Raw genomic sequence first — 23,281 nt, forward strand, 5'->3', positions numbered from 1 at the left:
CCCAGATCAGTGAGAAGGAGCCAAAAGGATGGCCAAAGATCACACAGGTCCGGACGATTATGAGGCAATGATCGAGGAAGTCCTCGACGCCTATCCGGACAAAGCCAGAAAGCGGCGTGCCAAGCACCTGACCGTATCCAAACCGTCGGACGAAGCGCCAGATGAGACAACAGGCATCGCCTCAAAATGCGATACCCAGAAATCCAACATCAAATCCGTACCAGGTGTCATGACTATCCGGGGCTGCGCCTATGCGGGCTCAAAAGGTGTGGTCTGGGGGCCGGTCAAGGACATGGTCCACATCAGTCACGGCCCCGTCGGCTGCGGTCAGTATTCCTGGTCCCAGCGGCGCAACTATTACATCGGGAAGACCGGCGTTGACAGTTTCGTGACCATGCAGTTCACAACCGATTTCCAGGAAAAGGACATTGTGTTCGGCGGTGACAAGAAGCTCGCGAAGACCATCGACGAGATCGAGGAATTGTTCCCGCTGAATAACGGCACCACGATCCAGTCGGAATGCCCTATCGGACTGATCGGGGATGATATCGAAGCAGTGGCACGCGACAAGAACAAGGAATACGACAAGACGATGGTGCCTGTCCGTTGCGAAGGTTTCCGTGGTGTGTCGCAATCCCTCGGTCACCACATCGCCAATGACGCCGTGCGTGACTGGGTGTTCGAAAAGGGCGAAGGCGCTGGTGCTGGCTATGAGCCTGGACCTTACGATGTGAACGTCATTGGTGACTACAACATCGGTGGAGACGCCTGGGCCTCGCGCATCCTGCTCGAAGAGATGGGTCTGAATGTGGTCGGCAACTGGTCTGGTGACGCAACCCTGGCCGAGATCGAACGCGCACCCAAGGCCAAGCTGAACCTGATCCACTGCTACCGGTCGATGAACTACATCTGCCGTTACATGGAAGAGAAATACGACATCGGCTGGATGGAGTATAACTTCTTCGGTCCGACACAGATCGCGGCCAGCCTGCGGGCGATTGCCAAGAACTTTGACGAGACCATTCAGGAGAACGCCGAAAAGGTCATCGCAAAGTATCAGCCGCTGGTGGATGACGTCATCGCCAAGTATCGTCCGCGTCTCGAAGGCAAGTCGGTCATGCTTTATGTCGGCGGTTTGCGCCCTCGCCATGTTGTCACCGCCTATGATGACCTTGGCATGGTGATCGCCGGGACAGGGTATGAGTTCGGCCACGCCGACGATTACAAGCGGACCGGTCACTACGTCAAAGACGGCACGCTGATTTATGATGACGTCACCGGCTACGAGCTGGAGAAGTTCATCGAAAAGGTGCGGCCTGACCTCGTCGGCTCCGGTATCAAAGAAAAGTACCCGGTGCAGAAGATGGGCATCCCGTTCCGTCAGATGCACAGCTGGGACTATTCCGGCCCGTATCACGGCTATGACGGGTTCGCGATCTTCGCGCGCGACATGGACTTAGCGATCAACAACCCTGTCTGGGGCATGTATGACGCGCCTTGGTCCGCGCCAACTGCCATCGCCGCAGAATAAGCAAACCTTCGGGCGGCGTTTTTGTCCGCCCGTCTCCTCAATTCCTCAACCAGGCGCGTCTCGGAATGCGGACGGCCAAGAGAAGGATAAAGATCATGCCCCAATCGGCGGACAAGGTGCTGGATCACGCACCCCTCTTTCAGCAACCCGAATACAAGGAAATGCTGGAAAACAAGAAAGTCAAATTCGAATGCGGTCACCCAGATGACATGGTGGCCGAGATCGGAGACTGGACGAAATCCTGGGAGTATCGCGAAAAGAACCTCAATCGCGAAGCCCTCACCGTAAACCCGGCGAAAGCCTGTCAGCCCTTGGGTGCTGTCTTTGCGGCCGCAGGCTACGAAAAGACCATGAGCTTCGTACATGGCTCTCAGGGCTGTGTGGCCTATTACCGCTCGCACCTGAGCCGCCACTTCAAGGAACCCTCGTCATGCGTTTCATCGTCCATGACCGAAGACGCGGCCGTGTTTGGCGGTCTGGTGAACATGGTGGACGGTCTGGCGAACACCAAGGCGCTTTACGATCCGGCGATGATCGCGGTGTCGACCACCTGCATGGCCGAAGTGATTGGGGATGACCTGAACTCCTTCATCATCCAGTCGCGGGAAAAAGGCTCCGTACCCGAAGACTTCCCCGTCCCCTTCGCCCACACCCCGGCGTTTGTTGGGTCCCATGTCGATGGTTATGACAACATGACCAAAGGCATTCTCAAGAACTTCTGGGACAAGGTCGAAGAACCGACACAGAACGAGAAGATCAACATCATCCCAGGCTTCGACGGCTTTGCGGTCGCCAACAACCGTGAAATCAAACGGATGCTGGATGAGATGGGTGTCGAATACACGTTCCTGTCGGACGTCTCCGACGTCTACGACACCCCCTCCGACGGTGAGTTCCGCATGTATGACGGCGGCACGTCCTTGGAGGACCTCGAGGACGCCGTGAACGCAAAAGCCACCGTTTCGATGCAGGAATACTGCACCCCGAAAACGCTGGAATATGCGGCCTCCAAAGGTCAGGACACCGCCAGCCTGCACTACCCGATGGGCGTGCAAGCCACCGACGAATTCCTGATGAAGATGTCCGAGCTTTCGGGCAAAGAAATCCCCGAAAGCCTTCGTCTGGAGCGCGGCCGCCTCGTGGACGCCATCGCAGACAGCCAAGCGCACCTGCACGGCAAGACCTTTGCCATCTACGGTGACCCGGACTTCGTCTACGCCATGGCCAAATTCGTGATGGAACTCGGCGCTGAACCGCTGCATTGCCTGGCCACCAATGGAGGCAAGGAATGGGAAGCGCAGATGAAAGAGCTTCTGGCCTCTTCGCCCTTCGGTGCCAAGGCGCAAGTCTGGCCCAAGAAGGACCTGTGGCACATGCGTTCGCTGCTGAACACCGAGCCGGTGGATATGCTGATCGGCAACAGCTACGGCAAGTATCTGGAGCGCGATACTGGGACACCGCTCATTCGCCTGATGTTCCCGATCTTCGACCGGCATCACCACCACCGCTTCCCAACCTGGGGCTACCAAGGTGCGCTGAACACACTTGTCAAATTGTTGGATACCGTCTTTGACAAGCTTGACGATGATACAATCATCCCGGGCGAGACGGATTACAGCTACGACCTGACCCGTTGATCTACTCTCCCCGGCGCGCTTTCGTTTGTGCGCCGGGGCCACTTATGAATTTCGATGAGTGGTGAAATGGATTTGTTATTTTCCCCGGGGGCTGTGCCCCTTTTTTTGCGCCGGAACCATCAATTGTCATGTGTCCGACATTCCTGTGCCAGTTCTGCGACAAGCCTGCCGCGTAATCTGGCCCGAAGACTTGGCACGTACATTGCTGCGTTTCTGCAGATAGCTGGGGAAGCCGCATGCCCGACACAGTCAAAGACAAAATTCAGGACGTCTTCAACGAACCCGCCTGCGGGACCAATATTTCGAAATCCGAACAACAGCGCAAAAAGGGCTGCGCAAAGCCACTCACCCCTGGGGCGGCGGCTGGCGGGTGTGCATTTGACGGTGCCAAGATCGCGTTGCAGCCCATTGTGGATGTGGCGCATCTGGTCCATGCGCCACTGGCTTGTGAAGGCAATGGCTGGGACAACCGCGGGGCAGCATCTTCGGGGTCGGAGCTTTATCGCATCGGCCTGACCACGGACATGACCGAGCTGGACATTGTCATGGGCTTTGGCGAGAAGAAGCTCTTCAAAGCGATCAAAGAAACGATCGACGCGCATGATCCACCGGCGGTCTTTGTCTATTCGACCTGTGTGCCGGCGCTGATCGGCGACGACATTGGCGCGGTCTGCAAAGCTGCGACCGACAAATTTGGCACACCCTGCATCCCCGTTGACGTTCCGGGTTATGTGGGCTCGAAAAACTTGGGCAACAAGCTTGCTGGCGAGGCCATGCTGGACCATGTGATCGGCACGATGGAGCCGGCGGAGCCAACGCCTTATGACATCAACATCGTCGGCGATTACAACCTGTCCGGCGAGCTATGGCAGGTCAAACCGCTGCTCGACCGGCTGGGCATTCGTATTCTGGGATCGCTTGCAGCAGATGCACGTTATGCCCAAGTGGCGATGATGCACCGGGCGCAGGTCACGATGATGGTCTGCTCGAAGGCGCTCATCAATGTGGCGCGCAAGCTTGAAGAACGTTGGGGTGTGCCTTTCTTTGAGGGCTCCTTCTACGGCATTTCCGATACGTCCGAAGCATTGCGCACCATGTGCCGCATTCTGGTGGAACGCGGGGCCGATGCCGAATTGCTCGACAGATGCGAGGCGCTGATCGCGAAAGAAGAGGCCAAGATATGGGCCGAGCTTGAGACCTTCCGCCCGCGTGTCGCAGGGCGTCGCGTGCTTCTCTACACCGGCGGCCATAAGAGCTGGTCGGTGGTGGCCGCTTTGCAAGAACTCGGGATGGAAGTCATCGGGACCTCGGTGCGCAAGGCCACCGACGAAGACAAGGACCGCGTGGTCGAAGTCATGGGCGATGACAAGCACATGTTCGACAATATGGCGCCCAAAGACATGTACAGGCTGCTCAAGGATGCGGGCGCAGATCTGCTGATGTCGGGTGGACGCAGCCAGTTTGTCGCACTCAAGGCAAAAATGCCCTGGGTCGACGTGAACCAGGAAAAGCACGAACCCTACGCAGGATATATGGGTATGGTCGATCTGGTCCGTGCCATCGACCGGGCGGTCAACAATCCGATGTGGGCAGAACTGCGCGACCCGCCCCCCTGGGACGCGCCGATTACGGGGCCAAATGCGATGCCGCCGATCTCGGGGGTTTGTCCTATCACGGGTACACCCGCAGGTCGCGTGGCGCCCATCACACTGCCAGCGCCGATGCCGCCGCAAGCCAGCCTGTCGGCCGGCGCCTCAGATGTGTTGGGGCTGCAATCTTCATCCACTGATTTTGAGGATTGCTAATATGGCCAAGCTGATCCATCCCAAACGCGCACTTTCCACAATGCCCTTGAAAAGCTCTGCCCCGTTGGGCGCCGCTCTGGCTTATTTGGGTATAGAGCGCGCGGTGCCCTTGTTTCACGGGTCACAAGGCTGCACCGCCTTCGCGATGGTCCATCTGGTGCGGCATTTTAAGGAAGCCGTCCCGCTTCAAACCACAGCGATGAATGAAGTGTCCACCATCCTTGGTGGCGCCGAACAGATCGAGGAAGCGATTGAAAACCTACGCAAAAAAGCGTCGCCCAAATTTATCGGCATCGCTTCGACGGCGCTCACAGAAACCCGCGGCGAGGATGTGCAGGGCGAGTTAAATGAGATCATTGCCCGCCGCACTGACTTTGCGGATACGCGCGTTGTCTATGCATCAACACCGGATTTCGACGGGGCCTTGCAGGATGGCTGGGCGCGGGCTGTAGAGGCAATCATTGATGCGATGCTGCCGGAGCAGTATGAACGCGATATTGACCTGCGCCAGGTCAACCTGCTGCCTGGCAGTCATCTCACCCCGGCTGACATTGAGGAGTTGGTGCGCTTGGCACAGTGCTTTGGCCTTCGGCCCGTGGTGCTGCCGGATATCTCGACCTCTCTTGATGGGCATGTCAGCGATGATTGGTCAGGTACATCACTTGGCGGTACGAGGTTGGACGATATCGGCAAGGTTGGGCGCAGCGCCTTTACACTGGCGATTGGCAGCCAGATGGAAGCCGCTGCCAAGCTGATCGAAGATCGCGCGCTGGTCCCTTATCGCGTTTTCCCGACGCTTACGGGGCTCAAACCCACAGATGCTTTCGTACGCACACTTATGGACTTGTCGGGAATCCAGGATCCGCCCGAGGCGCTGAAACGAGATCGTGCGCGGCTGATGGACGCCGCTTTGGATGCACATTTTCATATTGGGGGTCTCAAGGTCGCTATTGGGGCAGATCCCGATCTGATGTTTGCGCTGTCCCATGCCCTTGCTTCGCTAGGCGCCGATATCGTAAGCGCCGTCACCACTTCGCAGCATAGCCCCATCTTCGACCAGATGCCGTGCGACGATGTCGTTCTGGGTGATCTGGGCGATCTGGAGCGCGGCGCGCGCGCGGGCGCCGCAGACCTTCTGATCACCCATTCCCATGGGCGACATGTGGCCAACGCGCTGAACAAACCGCTTTTGCGGGCAGGCTTTCCCATTTTCGATCGGATTGGTGCACAGGATATTCGCCGCGTCGGATATCGCGGCAGCCGCGCATTCTATTACGAGGTCGCCAATACCGTGCAGTCGCAACATCACCGTGCCCGGCCAGAAGATTTCGGCGCGGCCCCCATCTCAGAGGAGTTTGAACATGTCCCGTACGCTACGCGTCATTGAAGACAACCGTCCGTCCCCCAACGGAAAACCGCTGCGCATCGCGATTGCGACCAATGACATGGAAAACCTCGATGCGCATTTCGGGTCAGCCAAGAAATTCGCGATCTACGATGTCTGGACTACTGGTGTGCGGTTCATTGCGGCCCATGAGTTTGACAATGTGACCAAGCAAAGCGGTCAACACGACAGTCAGGACGACAAGATCACGCCCAAGGTCGAGGCCCTGTCGGATTGTGCGCTCTTGTTTGCGTTGGCCGTGGGCGGGCCATCCGCAGCCAAGCTCGTGCGTGCCGGTGTGCATCCGATCAAGCGAAAAGAGGCTGAGCCGATTGAGGCGATCCTCATGCAGACGCAGGAAATGCTGAAAGGCACGCCCCCACCGTTCCTTCGCAAGATCCTTGGAACCTACGAAAAACCCGACTTCACGGACAATTACGAAATTGAGGAGACCGCATAATGACAACTGAAACTCTGGAGGCCGCGCGTGGCGGCGACATGGTTGACAGCGACTTTCTAAAACAGTTGTCCGCAGTGATCCGCGCCGAGGATAGCTATGGCCAGTGGGACGGAAAATCCGACGCCGACATCATGGCCGAGTTCATTGTCACCAAGGACGAGCGCCGGGAGATCCCGATCATTGGTGACCCTGACCCGGATGTGATGTGGCGCGTTGAAAAATTCTACGACGCTGTGGGTCTGATGATTGAAAAGCGCACGGGCTGCATGGCGAGCCAAATGCAAAAGATGAGCCATGAGGGTTTTGGCCGCATCGTACTGATCGCGGGCAAGCTGGTCGTTGTCTCCAAACATTTGCGCGACATTCATCGTTTTGGCTTTGAGACCTGGGCCAAGCTGGCCGAAGGGGGTGAAAGTCTTGTCGAAAGCGCCGCGCAGACGATTGATGCCCACCCGGATGCCGCACGCGGCTGATCTAGTCAGGAAAGGAAAGAACATGACGCTAGAAGAGCTGGAAAAGAAGGTCAAAAAACTTTCGATGCGCGCCACCGACGCCAAGATGAATCTGCATGATTTGGCCGAAGAACTGCCCATCGATTTCGAGAAAATCCCTGAGACAGCGGAAGCGACATATAACGTATACAAAGACCTAACCGCTGCGCGCAAAGAGCTTAAAGCCGCCAAGAAGGCGGCGGCTGAGGTCTGATGCGATGCCCAGGGTAGCTTACACGCGCGGTGGAGCGGAATATGTGCCTGAATTTCTCATGGCCATCGATCCCGAAAAGTGCATCGGCTGCGGGCGGTGTTTCAAGGTCTGCGGGCGCGATGTGATGACCCTTTACGGGTTGACCGAGGACGGCGATCTGGTGCGTCCCGGTACCGATGAGTTTGATGATGTCGAGGATGAGATTGTCAAATCCGTCATGAACATGATTGCACCTGATAAATGCATCGGGTGCGGTGCCTGTGCACGGGTCTGTCCGTCTGACTGCCAGACTCATGCAGTTGCAGATTGAGGCCTGGGCACCGACGGCCGGGCCTTTGCGCCCAGACATGTGCACGACCTCCGATTTTTGCTGCATTGTTGATCATGCTATGGCCGAGCGGAACGCAGGTCTCGGGCCATTGACCTCTCGGTTAGGGCTCCCAGGAACTGAGATCGCCGCGCTAAGTGACCGCTGGCTGCCGAGGGTGCAATTGCCAGACCTCCAAAATGGCGCACCCAAGGTGACGCCGGACCAAGACGCCATAATGAAGCTCATTCTCATGCGAGCCGGGAACCGCACACAGGAAGCGTCATGGCTGGCACGCATTCTCGCCCGGCGATCAATGGAGACGCGCCATTTATGGGAAGATCTCGGACTGCCCAGCCGTGCGGCCCTATCCGCGATGATTGCACGGCATTTGCCGGGCTTATTTGCCGCCAACAGTGCCAATATGCGCTGGAAAAAGTATTTTTATCGCCAAATCTGTTCGGATGCCGCTTTTTCATTGTGCCTGTCGCCGACCTGTGACGATTGCGATGAAAAGGCTGAGTGTTTTGCGCCAGACTGACGCTTTGGCGCTGCTGGACGGGGCGACCGCAGCCATCACCGAAACCGAGCAAAGCGCAGAGGCGATTGCCCAAGCACTTGCCGCCGCCCCAAACGATATTGATGTCCTCCTGGCGGCTTATCGTTTTGCCTTCTACACCCATGATTACAGCGCTGCATGCAGACATGCGCAGGCCATCCTTTCCCATGCTGCCCGGCAATTGAACATTGCAACGGATTGGCGCGACGTTAGCTGCGAGGATGCGGATTTTACGGCGCATCGATTTGCGCCCGGCCTTTATCTGCAGGCCTTGATCGGTTGGGGCTATTGTTTGGCGCGCATGGGGGTGGTGCAAGACGCGGCAAAACTGCTTGAGCAAGCTGCAGCACTTGATCCGACAGATCGTTTTGGCGGCGCGTGGCTCCTCGACAAGGTGCTGCAGCCGCAAGACGACGATTGTGATGATGACTGACAAGAGCGTTGTCGGATTTGTGCCAATGTTTGTCTGTCTTGTCCGTCGATCACGATAAGTATTTGAAGTTGCGAAACTAAAATACTTGGCACGCTTCTTGCTAAAGCAACGCAAAGGCCAACCTTCGGCAACGCCGTCAACTCAGGAGCATGCACATGATCGAGATTACCGAACCCGCCCGCAGCGCAATCAAAGCCGCCATTGATGGGGCCGGCCAACCGGTCGCGGGCTTGCGCCTGATGGTTCAAGGCGGTGGCTGCGCTGGCATGAAATACGGCATGGCGCTCGAACTGGAACAGCAAACTGACGATGCGGTCATTGAAGCGGGCGAGGTCACCGTACTGGTAGACCCCGAAAGCCAGTCAATCCTCGCCGGGACAACGATTGATTTTGTTTCCGGGCTCGAAGGATCCGGTTTCGTCTTTAACAACCCCAACGCCTCCAGCTCTTGCGGCTGTGGCAAATCCTTCTGCTAAGGGAGCACCAGCCGATGTGGGACTATAGCGAAAAGGTCAAAGAACATTTCTTCAACCCCAAGAACGCAGGTGCGCTTACCGACGCCAACGCGGTGGGGGAAGTGGGGAGCCTGTCTTGCGGTGATGCGTTGAAGCTGATGCTGAAGGTGAATCCGGACAACGACATTATCGAGGATGCAAAGTTCCAAACGTTTGGCTGTGGATCCGCCATCGCGTCATCCTCGGCGCTAACAGAGTTGATCATCGGCAAGACGATCGCGGATGCGCGAAAGCTCACCAACCAGGATATTGCCGATTTCCTCGACGGGCTGCCTCCGGAAAAGATGCATTGTTCCGTCATGGGCCAAGAGGCGCTGCATGCGGCCGTCGCCGCTTATACCGGCGAAGAATTGGAAGACGATGATCACGAAGAAGGCGCGCTGATCTGTAAGTGCTTTGGCATTGATGCCGGCATGATCGAGCGCGCGATCCGCACCAACAAGCTCAACACGCTTGAGATGCTGACCTTCTACACCAAGGCAGGTGGCGGATGTTCGTCCTGCCGCGAACCGTTGGAAGAGCTGCTGGCTGATACCAATGCGGCCATGGTTGCTGAAGGGCTAATGCCTGAGGCCGATGCCTATGTTTTCGGGGCGGCTCCCGCGCCAGCAAAGAAAAAGCCGACCGGATTCGTGATCCCCGATCAGCCACCTGCCCCGAAACTACCGCCGCAACCATCCGCACCGGTGCAGATCGCCATGCCTGCAGCGGCCCCTGTGCCCGACCCCACCCCCGCACCGGAACCTGTGGCAAATGGGATGACCGCAGCCAAGGAAGCGATCCTTGCGGCCAAGATCATTGAAGAGCTCCGCCCTGTTTTCCGGCGTGATGGCGGTGATGTGGAGCTTGTGGATATGGAAGGGTCGATGGTGCTCGTCAACCTGACGGGCGCCTGCTCGGGCTGCCAACTCGCTAGCCAGACGCTTGGCGGCATCCAACAAAAGATTTCCGAAGCGCTCGGGCGCACGGTGCGGGTCATGCCCGTCGCCACGGTGTAAGGAGGCAAGCCAATGACCAACCCCGTCTATCTTGACAACAATGCGACGACCCGAGTCTTTCCCGAAGTGGTCGAGGCCATGCTGCCCTATTTCTCCGAGCAATTCGGCAATGCGTCCTCCATCCATGCCTATGGGTCCGAAGTGGGTGGAGCGCTGCGGCGTGCCCGCAAATCGCTGCAAGCGCTCATCGGCGCGGAATATGATCACGAGATCATCTTCACATCCGGCGGCACGGAGTCCAACAACACCGCCATTCGGTCGGCCCTGCAGGTCATGCCCGGGCGCAATGAAGTCATCACGTCGACTGTTGAACACCCAGCGATCCTGACGTTGTGCGACTGGCTGGAAAAGCACGAAAACATCATCGTCCACCGGATCCCAGTTGACAAACAGGGGCGGCTCGACATCGAGGCCTACCGCGCCGCACTGTCCGAAAGGGTGGCCATTGTCAGCTTCATGTGGGCCAATAATGAGACCGGCACGGTCTTTCCGGTCGAAGGGCTGGCCGAGATGGCCCATGAGGTCGGCGCGCTCTTTCACACGGACGCGGTACAGGCAGTGGGCAAGCTGCCAATTGATCTAAAGACCACAGACATCGATATGCTGTCGCTGTCCTCACACAAGTTTCACGGCCCCAAAGGTCTCGGCGCGCTCTATATGCGGAAAGGCACGCGGTTCCGTCCGCTTTTGCGGGGTGGGCATCAGGAACGCGGGCGCAGAGCCGGCACGGAGAACGCACCCGCAATTGTCGGATTGGGTCGTGCGGCAGAGATAGCCCTGTCAACGCTGGATGAAGATACCACCCGCATGAAAGCCTTGCGTGACCGGCTGGAACAAGGTCTGGTCCAGCAGATTGGGCACTGCTTTGTGACAGGCGATCCCTATGACCGTCTGCCAAACACAGCCACGGTGGCCTTCGAGTATATCGAAGGCGAAGCGATCTTGCTCAAGCTTAACCAGGCCGGCATCGCAGCATCTTCCGGTTCGGCGTGCACCTCCGGCTCGCTGGAACCCAGCCATGTGTTGCGCGCGATGGACATTCCGTTCACCGCGGCCCACGGGGCGATCCGCTTCTCACTGTCGCGGGACACCACTGACGCGGATGTTGACCGTGTACTTGAGGTCATGCCGGCAATCATTTCGGGCCTGCGCGACATGTCTCCGTTCTGGAGCGAGGACGGCGCGCAGCCTGACGGCTTCCACCCGGAATATGCTTGAGTATGCCCGATGACGCCTGTCTCTGACCTCAACGCCAATCTGCCCAACCGTCGCGTTCTTTTGTGTGATACAACTTTGCGGGATGGTGAGCAGACGGCCGGCGTTGCCTTCTCTCTCGACGAGAAAATCGCGATTGCCAAAGCGCTGGATCAAGTAGGGGTAGCCGAGATCGAAGCGGGCATTGCCGCGATGGGCGACGATGATGTCGCCGAAATACAGGCCATCGTAAAACAAGTCACACACGCGGCGCCGGTCGTCTGGTGCCGCTTGCGCGACTACGACCTGGAGATGGCGGCGCATTGCGGCACGCGGCGCATTCATTTTGCAGTTCCCACATCTGAGGCGCAACTGCGTGGCAAACTACGCGCGGATCGCGCCTGGGCCTTGTCTGAAACGCAACGGCTGGTGGAACTGGCCACGGCACGCGGTTTTGACGTCTCAATCGGGGCCGAAGATGCAAGCCGCACCGATACGAGCTTTCTGGTCGCGTTGGCCGAAACGGCCGCTCGGGCTGGCGCCATACGCTACCGCATCGCCGATACGCTGGGCATTCTTGACCCGATGAGCGCGTATCGACTGGCTCAGGAACTGACTGCGCGCATTTCGCTGCCTTTGGAAATCCACGCACATAACGATTTCGGATTGGCCACTGCCAATACCATTATGGCTGCCATCGGTGGCGCGACACACCTGTCGGTCACAGTGAATGGGCTGGGTGAGCGTGCAGGCAATGCCGCCCTTGAGGAGGTCGCTGCGGCCATGGAGTCAGGGGGGCTGAATACAGGTATTGATCTGACCGCATTATCACATCTTTCCCAAATCGTTGCAGATGCGTCCGGGCGTAACCTGCCCGAAGACAAGCCGATCACGGGCAAGATGGTTTTCGCCCATGAGGCGGGCATCCATGTGGACGCGATCCTCAAGAACGCCAGCACATATGAGGATCCGCGCTGCGCGCCGGAACGGTTCGGGCGCACGCGTCAGTTCGTTTTAGGCAAGCATTCAGGAACGGCAGGGCTGCGCGCCGCATTGAATAGTGCCGGTTTGCCTTCGGATGACCAGATATTGGCGGCGCTGAAACCAAAGTTGCGCGCCCATGCGATCAACACCAAACGCCCGGTCACGGCCTCCGATCTTGTCGCGATGGTCACCCGACTGGCCTTGCAGGAAGGCTAGGCAATGGCGCGCTTCCTGTCCCTTATTCGCAGCGATTTCAACGCCATTCGCGCGCGGGATCCTGCGGCGCGAGGGGCGATTGAAACTTTGCTGACCTATCCAGGGCTGCACGCAACTTTCGCCCATCGGATCGCCCATATACTCTGGCGCAACAGATGGCGCAGTTCGGCACGGTTGCTGTCTTACCTGGCCCGGATGGTCACCGGGATCGACATACATCCAGGGGCCAAAATTGGTCCTGGCTTTTTCATCGACCACGGCGCAGGCGTCGTGATTGGCGAGACAGCCGAAATCGGTTGTGACGTGACACTCTATCATGGTGTGACTCTGGGCGGCGTGTCCTGGAACGGCGGCAAACGACATCCGACCCTTGAAGATCGCGTGATGGTTGGTGCTGGTGCGAAGATTTTGGGGCCAATCTGTGTGGGCGCGGATGCGCGCGTCGGCGCAAACTCGGTCGTCGTCGAAGAGGTGCCACCCGAAGCCACGGTGGTCGGAATTCCCGCTCGCATCGTGCAGAGCGCCACCCCACGCAGTTCTGACCCCTATCGCGTGAATCTGAACCATCACCTGATGCCTGACCCTGTGGGACGCACCCTGCTGCGCCTGGCCGATCGGATCGCCTTTCTCGAAGCGCGCTTAGATGCGCGCGGGCCCGGCAAAACCTCCAACGTCCCTTCAGAGCCCTGTTCCAAACCTGTCTCTGAACGCAGTCCAGAACTCACCAATTGACCTCGTGAAGGAGTATGACACATGCCAAAAGACTTCGAAGAAACCGGCGTTCTCGATCATATCAACAAGCTGTCTTCTGCCGAAGACATCTTTACCTACCTGTTGTTGCCACATGATGCTGATGTCGTGAACATATCGCGGCTGCACATTATGAAACGCTTTGGTGCCTATCTGCGCAAAGCCAGTTTCAGTGGGTTGGCAGAAGACGAGGTCTTTTTGGAATGTCGCCAACTGCTCAAGCAGGCTTATGCAGACTTTGTGGAAAGCACACCGATTAGAGAAAAGGTGTTTAAAGTTTTCCGAGACGAGGAGGAAAAACGCAAGAACCGCTTTGTCGGCATTGATGCGCTGAAAGTGTCCGTTCAATGAAATGGGTGGCGCTGGCCTCCATACTGGCCTGTCTTGCCAGTCTTACTGCTGCAGAGACTGTGGTGATGGCCGCGGCGTCTACCAATCGGGCCATTACTGCTGCAATTGACGATAGTGGCATCGAAGCTGTGAGCAGTTTTGCCGCATCCGGCGTGTTGGCCCGGCAGATCGAACAGGGGGCGCCCGCAGATATCTTTGTTTCCGCAAATCCTAAATGGATGTCTCATCTTGTAGAGAACGGCGTGATTGCCGAAGACGCCGTTCGCCTGCTGATGTCGAACAGCCTTGTCCTAATCGCCCCCACCGACGCGCCGAAGTGGACGGATGTCACTCTTGAGGCGCGCCTGTCAGGTGAAGTCTTTGCCATGGCGGATCCTGCCGTCGCACCGGTGGGCGCGTATGGAAAGGAGGCGCTCGAGAACTTGGGACTGTGGGGTTCGGTTCAAGGCCACCTGGTTCCGATGCATAATACGTTGGCAACCGTAGCGGCAGTTTCCACCGGCGACGCAGCAATAGGGCTTGTCTATGCAAGCGATGCAATCGGGCAACCGGTTCAGGTCCTATGGTCAATCCCCCAGGAGAGCCATCCAGAGATACGCTATCTGATCGCCCCCATTGGGCAGGGAAGCGATGCAAGTGCTGCAAACGCGCTCTTGTCCTATCTCGACAGTGATGCAGGCCGCACAGTTTTGGCGGCCAATGGCTTTCTCATAGGGCAAGGCAACTGATGCTGGGCCTGACCGAAATGGAGTATTCAGCGCTGACGCTGTCATTGCGCGCATCTGCCTGGGCGGTGCTTTGGTCACTGCCATTTGCTATCGGTCTGGGCTGGCTTTTAGGAACAAAGCGATTTCCCGGGCATGCGTTACTAAATGCGGTAGTGCACCTGCCTTTGGTGCTGCCGCCAGTCGTGTTGGGGTATTTGTTGCTCTTGCTCCTCGGACGTAATGGTCCGATCGGCGCGTTGCTGCTGGAATGGTTTGGCATTCGGATTGCTTTCAGCACCGAGGCGGTTGTGATCGCCTGCGCGGTCGTCGGTTTTCCGCTATTGGTACGCTCCATCCGTCAATCTGCCGAAGCCATTGATCCGCGATATGCTTGTGCGGCGCGCAGCCTCGGTGCCTCCGAAGCGCGGATCTTTATCGTCCTGACCTTGCCAATGATGGCACCTGGCATTCTGACAGGAACGACGCTCGCCTTTGCCCGGGCGGTTGGTGAGTTTGGCGCGACAATTACGCTCGCAGGCAACATGCCAGGTCGCACACAGACGTTGCCGCTCGCGCTCTATACGGTCAGTCAGAGCCCGGATGGCGATATGGCCGCCATGCGTTTGTGTTTGCTGTCGCTTACCCTGGCGGGTGGTGCGCTTTTGATCTCTGAAGCGATGTCGCGCCATCTCGTCCCACATGAGACAAAGGTGGCGTGATGGAGATCGATCTGCTCCACCAGCGCGGCACTTTCCGTATGGATGTTTCCCTGACGCTTCCGACCACGGGGATCACAGGTCTGATCGGTCGCTCGGGATCGGGCAAATCAACCTTGTTTTCCTGTTTGGCCGGTCATTTGAAACCTCTGTCGGGTCGGATCGTTTTAAGGGACAAGGTACTCTTCGATAGCAATCTGGATATCAATCTACCGCCGAAGCAACGCGGCATTGGCCTGGTTTTCCAAGAGGGGCTTCTTTTCCCGCATATGAGCGTCGCGCAGAACCTTGCCTTTGGCACCAAGCAGAAGGGCACGGCATTTTGGCACGAAGTGGTGCATGCGCTTGAGCTTACGCATGTCATGAAAGCCCGCCCCGCCCATCTGTCCGGTGGCGAGCGCCAGCGCGCAGCAATTGCACGCGCTTTGATGGCGGAGCCGCAAATGCTGCTTCTGGACGAACCGGTCAGCGCGCTTGACCCAGAGTTAAAGGCGCGCACCCTCGATCTGATCGCGTCGGTGCAAGAACGCACGCAGATCCCCATGCTCTTTATCAGCCATGCGCCGGAAGAGGTGCGACGTCTGTGCGGCAACGTGATCTCACTGATGAACGGACATGCTGATCTTGCCACGCCGACTCGCGTTCGGCCCCTGATAGACAGCAGTGCACGCCCCATGCTTTCTTTGGTTCGGAGGTCTGTTTGATCTTATGCTCATGCACTCGTCTGACCTCCTCTCAGCTTCGGGATATGCTGGACATCCGCTATCAAGAGGACCCCTATCGTCTTGTCACACCTGGTCGGCTATTTGCGATGACCGGCCGCAAGATGCAGTGCGGACGATGCGCAAAACTGGTGAACGAAGCCATCACCATGGAAATTCAACGTCTGCAACAGGCGCTGCCCAACAACCGCACACTGACACCTCAATCGGGAAAGGATTGATCCATGAAGGGTGACGAAAAGGTCATTGATTATCTCAATAGTTCGCTGCGCCACGAGCTGACCGCCGTGAACCAATACTGGCTGCACTATAGATTGCAGGAGGATTGGGGCTTTGCAAAGCTGGCTAAGAAAAGCCGCGAAGAGAGCATCGAAGAGATGGAACACGCGGACAAGCTCATCGAGCGGATCATATTTTTGGAGGGGCATCCGAACCTTCAGGTGCTCGACCCGCTGCGCATTGGCGAAAACATCAAAGAAACGCTCGAATGCGATCTCGAGGCTGAGTACTCGGCCCGTGCACTTTACAAAGAGGCTCGCGAGGTCTGTCGCGATGCCGGTGATTACGTCACCATGGACCTTTTCGAAAAACTGCTGAGCGATGAAGAAGGGCATATCGACTTTCTTGAAACACAGCTGCAGCTTTATGAAACGATCGGTGCGGAAAACTACGGTCAACTGAACGCGGTTTCGGCCGACGCAGCGGAAGGGTAGTGCGCATGTGGGCCCATGCGGCGACGGATCAGCGTCGCGGCAATGGCGCGCATTCCGCCCAGGTCGGAAAGAGTTAGGATTAACCCATGGAGATGGCGCAAACATTCGCACAAACGCAAGTGCAAACTCAGCAAATGAGTGGGCAGATGCTGAACTCACTAGCGATCCTGGGCATGTCGTCCGAGGATCTGGCGGAGTATTTGTCGGAAAAGGCGCAATCCAATCCTTATGTTTCCTACGCGCCTGCGCCGGCTATTGCCGCCCGTAGCAGCGAAGATTTTGATGCTGTTGCACTGCTTTCGTCTGATAGGCCCAGCCTGATGTCGCACATTATCGGCCAGATCGAATTGCACTTCACAGTACCTAAAGAGCGCATGATCGCCTTGCGATTTGCCGAAGCCTTGGAGCCGACCGGCTGGTTGGGACAGTCGGTCGAAACCATTGCCCTGTCGGCTTCGGTTCCGATTGTACTTGCCGAACGTGTTCTGGATGTGTTGCAGTCGTTTGAACCGGCTGGGCTGTTTGCGCGCTCTCTCAAAGAATGCCTGCTGCTTCAGGCAAAGGAAGCGGATATCCTAACCTGGGATCTGAAAACGCTAATCGAGAACATTCATCTGGTCGCCGAAAAGCGTTTGGGTGACTTGGCGGATTTGTGTGATTGTGAGCTGGCTGATTTACCCGACCTGCTTGCGCTTGTGCGCGGCCTTGATCCGAAGCCGGGGCTTGCCTTTGATCATGTGCCAGCGCCCGTTTTTCCACCTGACTTGATTGCGCGGCGCGGCGATGATGGATGGGAGGTTGAATTGAACCGCGCAACGTCGCCGACCATCATAGTGCGCGAGGATCGCTTGCAAGACGGCCAGGTTGACAAAGAAGCGCGCCGCGCCCGTCGCCGCGCTTTGGCTGAGGCGCGCGCGCTGGCGGTGGCCTTGAACAGGCGGGGCGATACACTTTTGCGTGCCGCCTCTGTGCTGGTGGCGCGGCAGACCGCTTTTCTGGATGCCGGACCGGCGCAATTGGCGCCTCTCACACTTGAAGACGTAGCGGAGGAACTGGGTCTTCATGCATCTACCATCAGCCGTGCGTTGGCTGGTCGGATGATCCAGACACCAACCCACGCCCTGCCCTTGCGCGCCTTTTTCGCGCGGGCAGTAGGCCCCAATGTGGAGGGACAAGGCGTATCCCGCGACAAAGCGATGGACTTTGTGCAGCGCGCGTTGGCCCAAGAAGACGCCACTGATCCCTTAAGCGACGGAGCAATCGTGGACCTTGCCAAGGCAGATGGGTTGAGGATCGCAAGACGCACGGTCGCGAAGTATCGCATGCTCCTCGGCGTCGGTTCGTCTTACGACAGGCGAAAAGCAGCTATCGACGCGTGATTCTGAGCCCGTTACACATGTGCCGTAGAAGCAGGCGCCGCTGCTGAACAATGCGGCACTTGTCTGTCATTCTATCCCGAGTCGTCACCATCTTGTGCAATTTCGCGCGAATGCCTGCGTCAAAATGATCCGAACATCTCGAATTATCATGCATTTACACAGGCAATGATAAACTGCTGCTGAGGAGGCTGGTCTGCCATTCTCCGATGGCAGTTCATGAATAACGAAAGGGAGAACTCCGCTACGGCACCTCATAGGAGACAGTGAGTATGATAATGTCCGAAGAAAGAACCCACGCTTCTGGTCCATCCATTGCCGGAACAGGCGCCGTAGTGAATAAAATGGCGATTGACCGGCTTGCCCTCGACGCGGTTTATGAGGTTGCAAAATCGTTTTCTACGGCTGCGGACCCAATCGAAGTCGTTCCGAACATTCTCAATGTGCTATCGTCTTTTCTGGATCTGCGGCACGGCGTTTTGGCATTGCTCAGCGAGCCAGACGGCACTGCTGCTTCTGGAGTTACGAACCCTTACAGGATCGCTGCGACCGCCTTTGCCGTTCACGACACCGAAGACGTGAACGACATTATGTCAGACAGGATTGCAAAGGTTGTCTTTCGGTCCGGTGTACCGTTGATCGCCTTTGATCTTGCCGACGAGTATGGCGAGGAAGCGGTGCCGGAGCGTTTGCGGGGGGAACCACAGACCGTCGTGGCCGTGCCGCTGCGTGACCCTGACCAAACGCACTTTGTGATTGGCGTATTGGCGGCGTATCGTTGCCACAACACCAACATCAGCGCCTTACCCGAGGTAGATGTTCGCGTCTTGACGATGGTTGCCTCACTTCTGGAGCAGGCGCTGCGCTTCCGCCGGCGCATTGCACGCGACCGGGCCCGGGCGCAGGAAGACACACGCCGCTTGTTACAAACCTTTCGCGGACAGTTGAAACCGGTGAATACACCGATTTCGCTAGACGGCATCATTGGAGATAGTCCAGCAATACTTGACGTGATTGAACAGGTGAAACGGGTAGCCACCAAACAGACACCCGTCCTGCTACGGGGCGAAAGCGGAACGGGCAAGGAGCTTTTTGCACGTGCCGTGCACAGCCAATCCAACCGCTCCAATGGCCCCTTCGTCCGCGTGAATTGCGCTGCATTGTCCGAAACCCTGCTTGAATCGGAGCTGTTCGGCCATGAAAAGGGAGCCTTTACCGGGGCAACAGCTCTCAAGAAGGGGCGGTTCGAATTGGCCGATGGCGGTACGCTGTTTCTCGACGAAATCGGCGACATCAGCCCGAGCTTTCAGACAAAGCTGTTACGCATCCTGCAAGAGGGTGAATTTGAGCGTGTGGGTGGGACAAAGACGATAAAGGCCAATGTGCGTATTGTCGCTGCAACCAACCGTGATCTGGAGGATGCAGTAGCGCAAGGCGAGTTTCGCGCCGATCTATATTTCCGCATCTGTGTTGTTCCCATTGTCCTTCCCCCTTTACGTGATCGGGCGGGCGATATCCGTCCCCTCGCGCAGGTTTTCCTGGATCAATTCAACAAAACCAACGGGACCAAGGTGCGATTTGCCCCGGACGCGTTTGACGTGATCTGCAAGTGCCAGTTCCCCGGGAATGTGCGCGAACTTGAGAACTGCGTGAACCGGGCTGCGTCCCTTTCCGATGGTGAGGTTGTGTTGGCTAACGAATTGGCATGCCGCCAAAATGCCTGCCTTTCGGCCGACCTTGCGCGCCTCAAGGAAGGCGCATCGCCTGTTGGCGGGCTGGCCATTGGACGTACCGTCACGCCCTCGGTTGATACGAAGACCCCAGCCCGCAATGCGCATTCCTTTTCTGAGCCACCCGCAGTCTACACACCAGCAGAACCTGGGCGGCGTAAGACGGCGACTACTGCAAAAGACGAGTTGATCGCCGCCATGGAAGAAGCTGGTTGGGTAAAAGCGAAGGCGGCACGCCTTCTCGGCATGACACCACGCCAGATTGGCTATGCCCTTCAGAAGCATGGGGTTGAAGTGCGCAAAATCTGATCTCCCCGGTTATTGTGCGCACGGGGCGGCCCCTGACAAAGGGGCCGCCTTTTTTGCGACATCGCATTGTTGAGTTTCCGACATTTCCGCCTGTCTGTGACTTGGCACGCCTTTTGCTGGGGTATCTGCAATTGCGTTTCCCAGCCGGAAGGATACCCTGCCCATGTCCAATGTTATCTCCCTTGATGGTTTGACCGTCGGGTCCAAAGACGCGCTGACGAAGGCCATGGAATCCGAAGGATGCTCAACCTCGGCCTGTGGATCGTCCGACGCACCAGAGGATATGGACCCGGCCACATGGGAAAAGGTCAAAGACCATCCTTGCTATTCAGAGGAAGCCCACCATTACTTTGCGCGGATGCATGTCGCAGTCGCACCGGCCTGCAACATCCAGTGCAACTACTGCAATCGCAAATATGACTGCGCCAATGAAAGCCGCCCGGGCGTGGTCTCGGAGCGGCTGAATCCAGAGCAGGCCGCGCGCAAAGTGATCGCCGTTGCCAATGAGATCCCACAGCTCTCGGTTCTCGGTATCGCCGGACCTGGCGACAGTGCCTATGACTGGCGCAAAACATCTGAGACTTTCAAGCGCGTGGCAGAGCAGTTGCCGGATATCAAGCTGTGCCTTTCGACAAACGGTCTCGCCTTGCCAGATCATGTTGATGAGTTGCTCGATATGAATATCGACCACGTGACGTTGACCATCAACATGATCGACCCGGAAGTGGGTACAAAGATATACCCGTGGATCTTTTACGAACACAAACGCCGGACCGGTCTAGAGGCGAGCCAAATCCTGCATGAGCGGCAGATGGAGAGCCTTGATCTGCTGCATGAGCGGGGCATTCTGGTCAAGGTGAACTCGGTCATGATCCCTGGGATCAATGACAAGCATCTCTTGGACGTGAACAAGGAGGTCAAAAGACGCGGCGCCTTCCTGCATAACATCATGCCGCTGATCTCAGCACCCGAACATGGCACCGTGTTTGGCCTTGAGGGGCAACGCGGCCCGACAGCGGCGGAGCTGAAAGAGCTGCAAGACGCCTGCGCAGGCGGTGCTAACTTGATGAAGCATTGCCGACAGTGCCGCGCGGATGCCGTGGGGCTGTTAGGCGAGGACCGCGGGCAGGAATTCACCATGGATCTTGTGCCTGATGAGGTCAGCTACGACCCCGAGAAACGCGAAACCTATCGCGACTGGGTCGCCAAAGAGCGAGAAGACCGCCGCGCCGCCGCCGCAACTGCCAAGGCCGAAACGGAAACCGCCGTCGCCGAAGACGCCGCTGCGATGCTTGTTGCCGTTGCGACCAAAGGCGGTGGGCGCATCAATCAACACTTTGGCCATGCAACAGAATTCCAGATCTTTGAGGTTGATGCCGAAGGCGTGCGCTTTGTCACCCATCGCCGTTGCGACAACTATTGCGTCGGTGGCTATGGCGAAGAGGACACGCTGGATCTTGTGATCAAGACGCTCGAAGGGATTGACACGATCTTGTGCGCCAAAATTGGCGATTGCCCCCGCGAGGCGTTGGAAGAAGCGGGGATCACTGCCATTCAGGACTACGCCTACGACTACATCGAAACCGCCGTATCGGCTGTATACCGCGCCAAGCAGGGTCTACCCGCCGCTGAGATCGCCTGATCTCTTAATCAGAAAGGAACACGCCTATGGCCCTGACCATTGTCGAAAGCAACTGTACCGTGTGTGGCGCTTGCGAGTTTGAATGCCCCAATGCCGCAATCAGTTTCACTGGCGAGACCTATGTGATCGATCCGGACCTGTGTACCGAGTGCAAGGGCGATTTCGACCTTCCGCAATGCACCCAGATCTGTCCAGTGCCGGACACTTGCATTCCCTTGCCGGCGTAGTTCGCATGCCTGAAGGACCGGATCCAGTTGATTGGCAAGGTGCAGCGCTGGACTGCACCGCCTGCGCCTTTCGCGACCGGATCAAGGCCGGGCAATGCGGGCAAGGCTGGGCCTGCGCCCATGATCGGTATGCCAAACGGATCGAACGGTTCTTCGTGCTGAACCCGGATTTGGCCGATGAGTGCCTCTCCATGCCATATTTCGAGACCCGCATGAACGCGGCGCGTGTCGCGTCCGTGTTTCGCTTGACCCGGCTTCTCACAGACGAAGATGCGGGCGTGCGCGCTATGGCCATCCTTCGTTTGCCGCGCAAACAGGCCGCGCGCAAGATCAAGGATCCCGACCGGCGCGTGCGCATCGCAGTAGCTCACCGATTGCCTGTAGATGATCTGCTACCCATGACTGCCGACGATGACGGCTATGTCAGGTCAATCGTTGCGCGGCGCGCAGATCCGGGCCTGCTGCCAGTGATGATCCCCGATATTGATCCTGAAATTCGCCGGATTGTGGCGCGCCGGATTGGGGATCAATGGCTCGACCGGTTTCGCCATGACCCAGACCCGCTGGTACGCCGAGCGGCTGCCGCGCGCCGCCCCGCCTTGTTTGTGCATGACGACGATCTTCGCGTGCGTCACACCGTGGCCGAGCACGGTACCTCGCCGGAACTGACCGCCTTGCTGAACGACACTGAAGACATCATCCGAGAAACCGCCGCCGCGCGCCTCGATCACTTGAAAACAAAGGCCTGACCCATGTCCACCGACGATCGTGAAATCGAAGTCTACCGCGACCCTATCTTCGCCCCGGGCGACAAGGTCGTGTCAAAGAAAAACATCAAGAATGACGGCACGATGGCCGGCAAGGAAATTGGCGAAACCGTCGTTAAGAAGGGCGATGTCGGGTATGTGCGCGACATTGGTGTGTTTCTGCAGCAGTTTTACATCTATGCCGTCGATTTCGTTGAACGCCAAAGCATCGTGGGCATGCGCGAACGTGAGTTGGTTGCGGAAGAGATCCGCGGTTTTGACCACGCAGACGGCCCCGCCCTGCAATCCCATATCGTTACCCGCGAAACTCTGGAGGCATCCCCATGAAAATCATGATCCGCAACACGCCTAAGGGACTTGAAGCCTACGTGCCCAAAAAGGATCTCGAAGAGATGATCGTCGAGACTGAGAAGCCCGATTTGTGGGGAGGCTGGGCGCGCCTCTCCAATGGCTGGGTCTTTGCCATGCCGGATTTCGATGAGGCCCCCAAGCTGCCCATCACTGTCGATGCTCGTCGCCTTGCGACGGCAGAGGAGGACTAAA

27 protein-coding genes and 1 pseudogene are annotated in these 23,281 nt (G+C 57.6%); all 28 read left to right on the plus strand.

All coding sequences use genetic code 11. The features are described 5' to 3' along the window. Positions 1-28 precede the first annotated feature (28 nt). Positions 29-1,531, plus strand: coding sequence for a nitrogenase molybdenum-iron protein alpha chain (nifD, locus tag SLH47_RS23970; RefSeq protein WP_320243373.1), 1,503 nt, complete (start codon positions 29-31; stop codon positions 1,529-1,531). 95 nt (positions 1,532-1,626) lie between these two features. Beyond that, the gene (gene nifK / locus SLH47_RS23975) at positions 1,627-3,168 is read left to right on the plus strand and encodes a nitrogenase molybdenum-iron protein subunit beta (protein WP_320243374.1); all 1,542 of its coding nucleotides are present in this window, start codon (positions 1,627-1,629) and stop codon (positions 3,166-3,168) included. Between the two features lie 236 nt (positions 3,169-3,404). Beyond that, positions 3,405-4,973, plus strand: a complete 1,569-nt coding sequence (nifE, locus tag SLH47_RS23980) for a nitrogenase iron-molybdenum cofactor biosynthesis protein NifE (RefSeq protein WP_320243375.1) — start codon at positions 3,405-3,407, stop codon at positions 4,971-4,973. Position 4,974: 1 nt separating this feature from the next. Next, positions 4,975-6,360 (plus strand): nitrogenase iron-molybdenum cofactor biosynthesis protein NifN, encoded by a 1,386-nt coding sequence (nifN, locus tag SLH47_RS23985; protein ID WP_320243376.1) that lies wholly within the window; start codon positions 4,975-4,977, stop codon positions 6,358-6,360. Next, complete coding sequence (gene nifX, locus SLH47_RS23990; RefSeq protein WP_320243378.1) at positions 6,335-6,817, plus strand: nitrogen fixation protein NifX; 483 nt, start codon at positions 6,335-6,337, stop codon at positions 6,815-6,817. Before nifN ends, nifX begins: the two co-directional genes overlap by 26 nt. After that, the gene (locus SLH47_RS23995; protein ID WP_320243380.1) at positions 6,817-7,290 is read left to right on the plus strand and encodes a NifX-associated nitrogen fixation protein; all 474 of its coding nucleotides are present in this window, start codon (positions 6,817-6,819) and stop codon (positions 7,288-7,290) included. Before nifX ends, SLH47_RS23995 begins: the two co-directional genes overlap by 1 nt. 22 nt (positions 7,291-7,312) lie before the next feature. Then, positions 7,313-7,522: a CCE_0567 family metalloprotein gene (locus SLH47_RS24000; RefSeq protein ID WP_320243382.1), complete on the plus strand. Its 210-nt coding sequence runs from the start codon at positions 7,313-7,315 to the stop codon at positions 7,520-7,522. 4 nt (positions 7,523-7,526) lie between these two features. Beyond that, entirely contained in the window at positions 7,527-7,832 is a 306-nt protein-coding gene (gene fdxB / locus SLH47_RS24005; protein ID WP_320243384.1) for a ferredoxin III, nif-specific, read from the plus strand. A 79-nt stretch (positions 7,833-7,911) separates the two neighbouring features. After that, entirely contained in the window at positions 7,912-8,370 is a 459-nt protein-coding gene (locus SLH47_RS24010; RefSeq protein WP_320243386.1) for a nitrogen fixation protein NifQ, read from the plus strand. After that, positions 8,339-8,821, plus strand: a complete 483-nt coding sequence (locus tag SLH47_RS24015; RefSeq protein ID WP_320243388.1) for a hypothetical protein — start codon at positions 8,339-8,341, stop codon at positions 8,819-8,821. Before SLH47_RS24010 ends, SLH47_RS24015 begins: the two co-directional genes overlap by 32 nt. Positions 8,822-8,976: 155 nt before the next feature. Continuing rightward, positions 8,977-9,297 carry an iron-sulfur cluster assembly accessory protein gene (locus tag SLH47_RS24020; protein WP_320243390.1) on the plus strand — a complete coding sequence of 107 codons (321 nt, stop codon included), beginning with the start codon at positions 8,977-8,979 and terminating at the stop codon, positions 9,295-9,297. A 14-nt stretch (positions 9,298-9,311) separates the two neighbouring features. Then, a complete protein-coding gene (gene nifU, locus SLH47_RS24025; protein WP_320243392.1) occupies positions 9,312-10,334 on the plus strand; it encodes a Fe-S cluster assembly protein NifU in 1,023 nt (340 codons plus the stop codon). 12 nt (positions 10,335-10,346) lie between these two features. Next, positions 10,347-11,552: a cysteine desulfurase NifS gene (gene nifS, locus SLH47_RS24030; protein WP_320243394.1), complete on the plus strand. Its 1,206-nt coding sequence runs from the start codon at positions 10,347-10,349 to the stop codon at positions 11,550-11,552. A 9-nt stretch (positions 11,553-11,561) separates the two neighbouring features. Continuing rightward, entirely contained in the window at positions 11,562-12,728 is a 1,167-nt protein-coding gene (nifV, locus tag SLH47_RS24035) for a homocitrate synthase (RefSeq protein WP_320243396.1), read from the plus strand. A gap of 3 nt (positions 12,729-12,731) precedes the next feature. Then, entirely contained in the window at positions 12,732-13,460 is a 729-nt protein-coding gene (gene cysE / locus SLH47_RS24040; protein ID WP_320243398.1) for a serine O-acetyltransferase, read from the plus strand. A 21-nt stretch (positions 13,461-13,481) separates the two neighbouring features. Further along, a complete protein-coding gene (nifW, locus tag SLH47_RS24045; RefSeq protein ID WP_320243400.1) occupies positions 13,482-13,829 on the plus strand; it encodes a nitrogenase stabilizing/protective protein NifW in 348 nt (115 codons plus the stop codon). Then, a complete protein-coding gene (modA, locus tag SLH47_RS24050) occupies positions 13,826-14,557 on the plus strand; it encodes a molybdate ABC transporter substrate-binding protein (protein WP_320243401.1) in 732 nt (243 codons plus the stop codon). Before nifW ends, modA begins: the two co-directional genes overlap by 4 nt. After that, entirely contained in the window at positions 14,557-15,255 is a 699-nt protein-coding gene (gene modB / locus SLH47_RS24055) for a molybdate ABC transporter permease subunit (RefSeq protein WP_320243403.1), read from the plus strand. The genes modA and modB overlap by 1 nt, the downstream gene beginning before the upstream one ends. Continuing rightward, on the plus strand, positions 15,255-15,956 hold the full coding sequence (locus SLH47_RS24060) for an ATP-binding cassette domain-containing protein (protein ID WP_320243405.1): 702 nt from the start codon (positions 15,255-15,257) through the stop codon (positions 15,954-15,956). Before modB ends, SLH47_RS24060 begins: the two co-directional genes overlap by 1 nt. A 44-nt stretch (positions 15,957-16,000) precedes the next feature. After that, positions 16,001-16,195 (plus strand): hypothetical protein, encoded by a 195-nt coding sequence (locus tag SLH47_RS24065; RefSeq protein WP_320243407.1) that lies wholly within the window; start codon positions 16,001-16,003, stop codon positions 16,193-16,195. A gap of 3 nt (positions 16,196-16,198) precedes the next feature. Next, positions 16,199-16,687: a bacterioferritin gene (bfr, locus tag SLH47_RS24070; RefSeq protein WP_320243409.1), complete on the plus strand. Its 489-nt coding sequence runs from the start codon at positions 16,199-16,201 to the stop codon at positions 16,685-16,687. Positions 16,688-16,779: 92 nt separating this feature from the next. Beyond that, positions 16,780-18,066, plus strand: coding sequence for an RNA polymerase factor sigma-54 (rpoN, locus tag SLH47_RS24075; protein ID WP_320243461.1), 1,287 nt, complete (start codon positions 16,780-16,782; stop codon positions 18,064-18,066). Between the two features lie 275 nt (positions 18,067-18,341). Continuing rightward, on the plus strand, positions 18,342-20,102 hold the full coding sequence (gene nifA / locus SLH47_RS24080) for a nif-specific transcriptional activator NifA (protein WP_320243411.1): 1,761 nt from the start codon (positions 18,342-18,344) through the stop codon (positions 20,100-20,102). 163 nt (positions 20,103-20,265) lie between these two features. Next, the gene (gene nifB / locus SLH47_RS24085; protein ID WP_320243412.1) at positions 20,266-21,744 is read left to right on the plus strand and encodes a nitrogenase cofactor biosynthesis protein NifB; all 1,479 of its coding nucleotides are present in this window, start codon (positions 20,266-20,268) and stop codon (positions 21,742-21,744) included. A gap of 26 nt (positions 21,745-21,770) precedes the next feature. Continuing rightward, positions 21,771-21,962 (plus strand): annotated as a pseudogene (locus SLH47_RS24090) (4Fe-4S binding protein); the annotation flags it as partial. A gap of 14 nt (positions 21,963-21,976) precedes the next feature. Further along, complete coding sequence (locus tag SLH47_RS24095; protein WP_320243415.1) at positions 21,977-22,720, plus strand: 4Fe4S-binding leucine-rich repeat protein; 744 nt, start codon at positions 21,977-21,979, stop codon at positions 22,718-22,720. Between the two features lie 3 nt (positions 22,721-22,723). Then, positions 22,724-23,065, plus strand: a complete 342-nt coding sequence (locus SLH47_RS24100) for a nitrogen fixation protein NifZ (protein ID WP_320243416.1) — start codon at positions 22,724-22,726, stop codon at positions 23,063-23,065. Then, positions 23,062-23,280, plus strand: coding sequence for a putative nitrogen fixation protein NifT (gene nifT / locus SLH47_RS24105; RefSeq protein ID WP_320243417.1), 219 nt, complete (start codon positions 23,062-23,064; stop codon positions 23,278-23,280). The genes SLH47_RS24100 and nifT overlap by 4 nt, the downstream gene beginning before the upstream one ends. The last annotated feature ends 1 nt before the right edge of the window (position 23,281 follow it).

This window comes from Cognatiyoonia sp. IB215182, from assembly GCF_033963905.1.
Lineage (GTDB): Bacteria > Pseudomonadota > Alphaproteobacteria > Rhodobacterales > Rhodobacteraceae > Yoonia.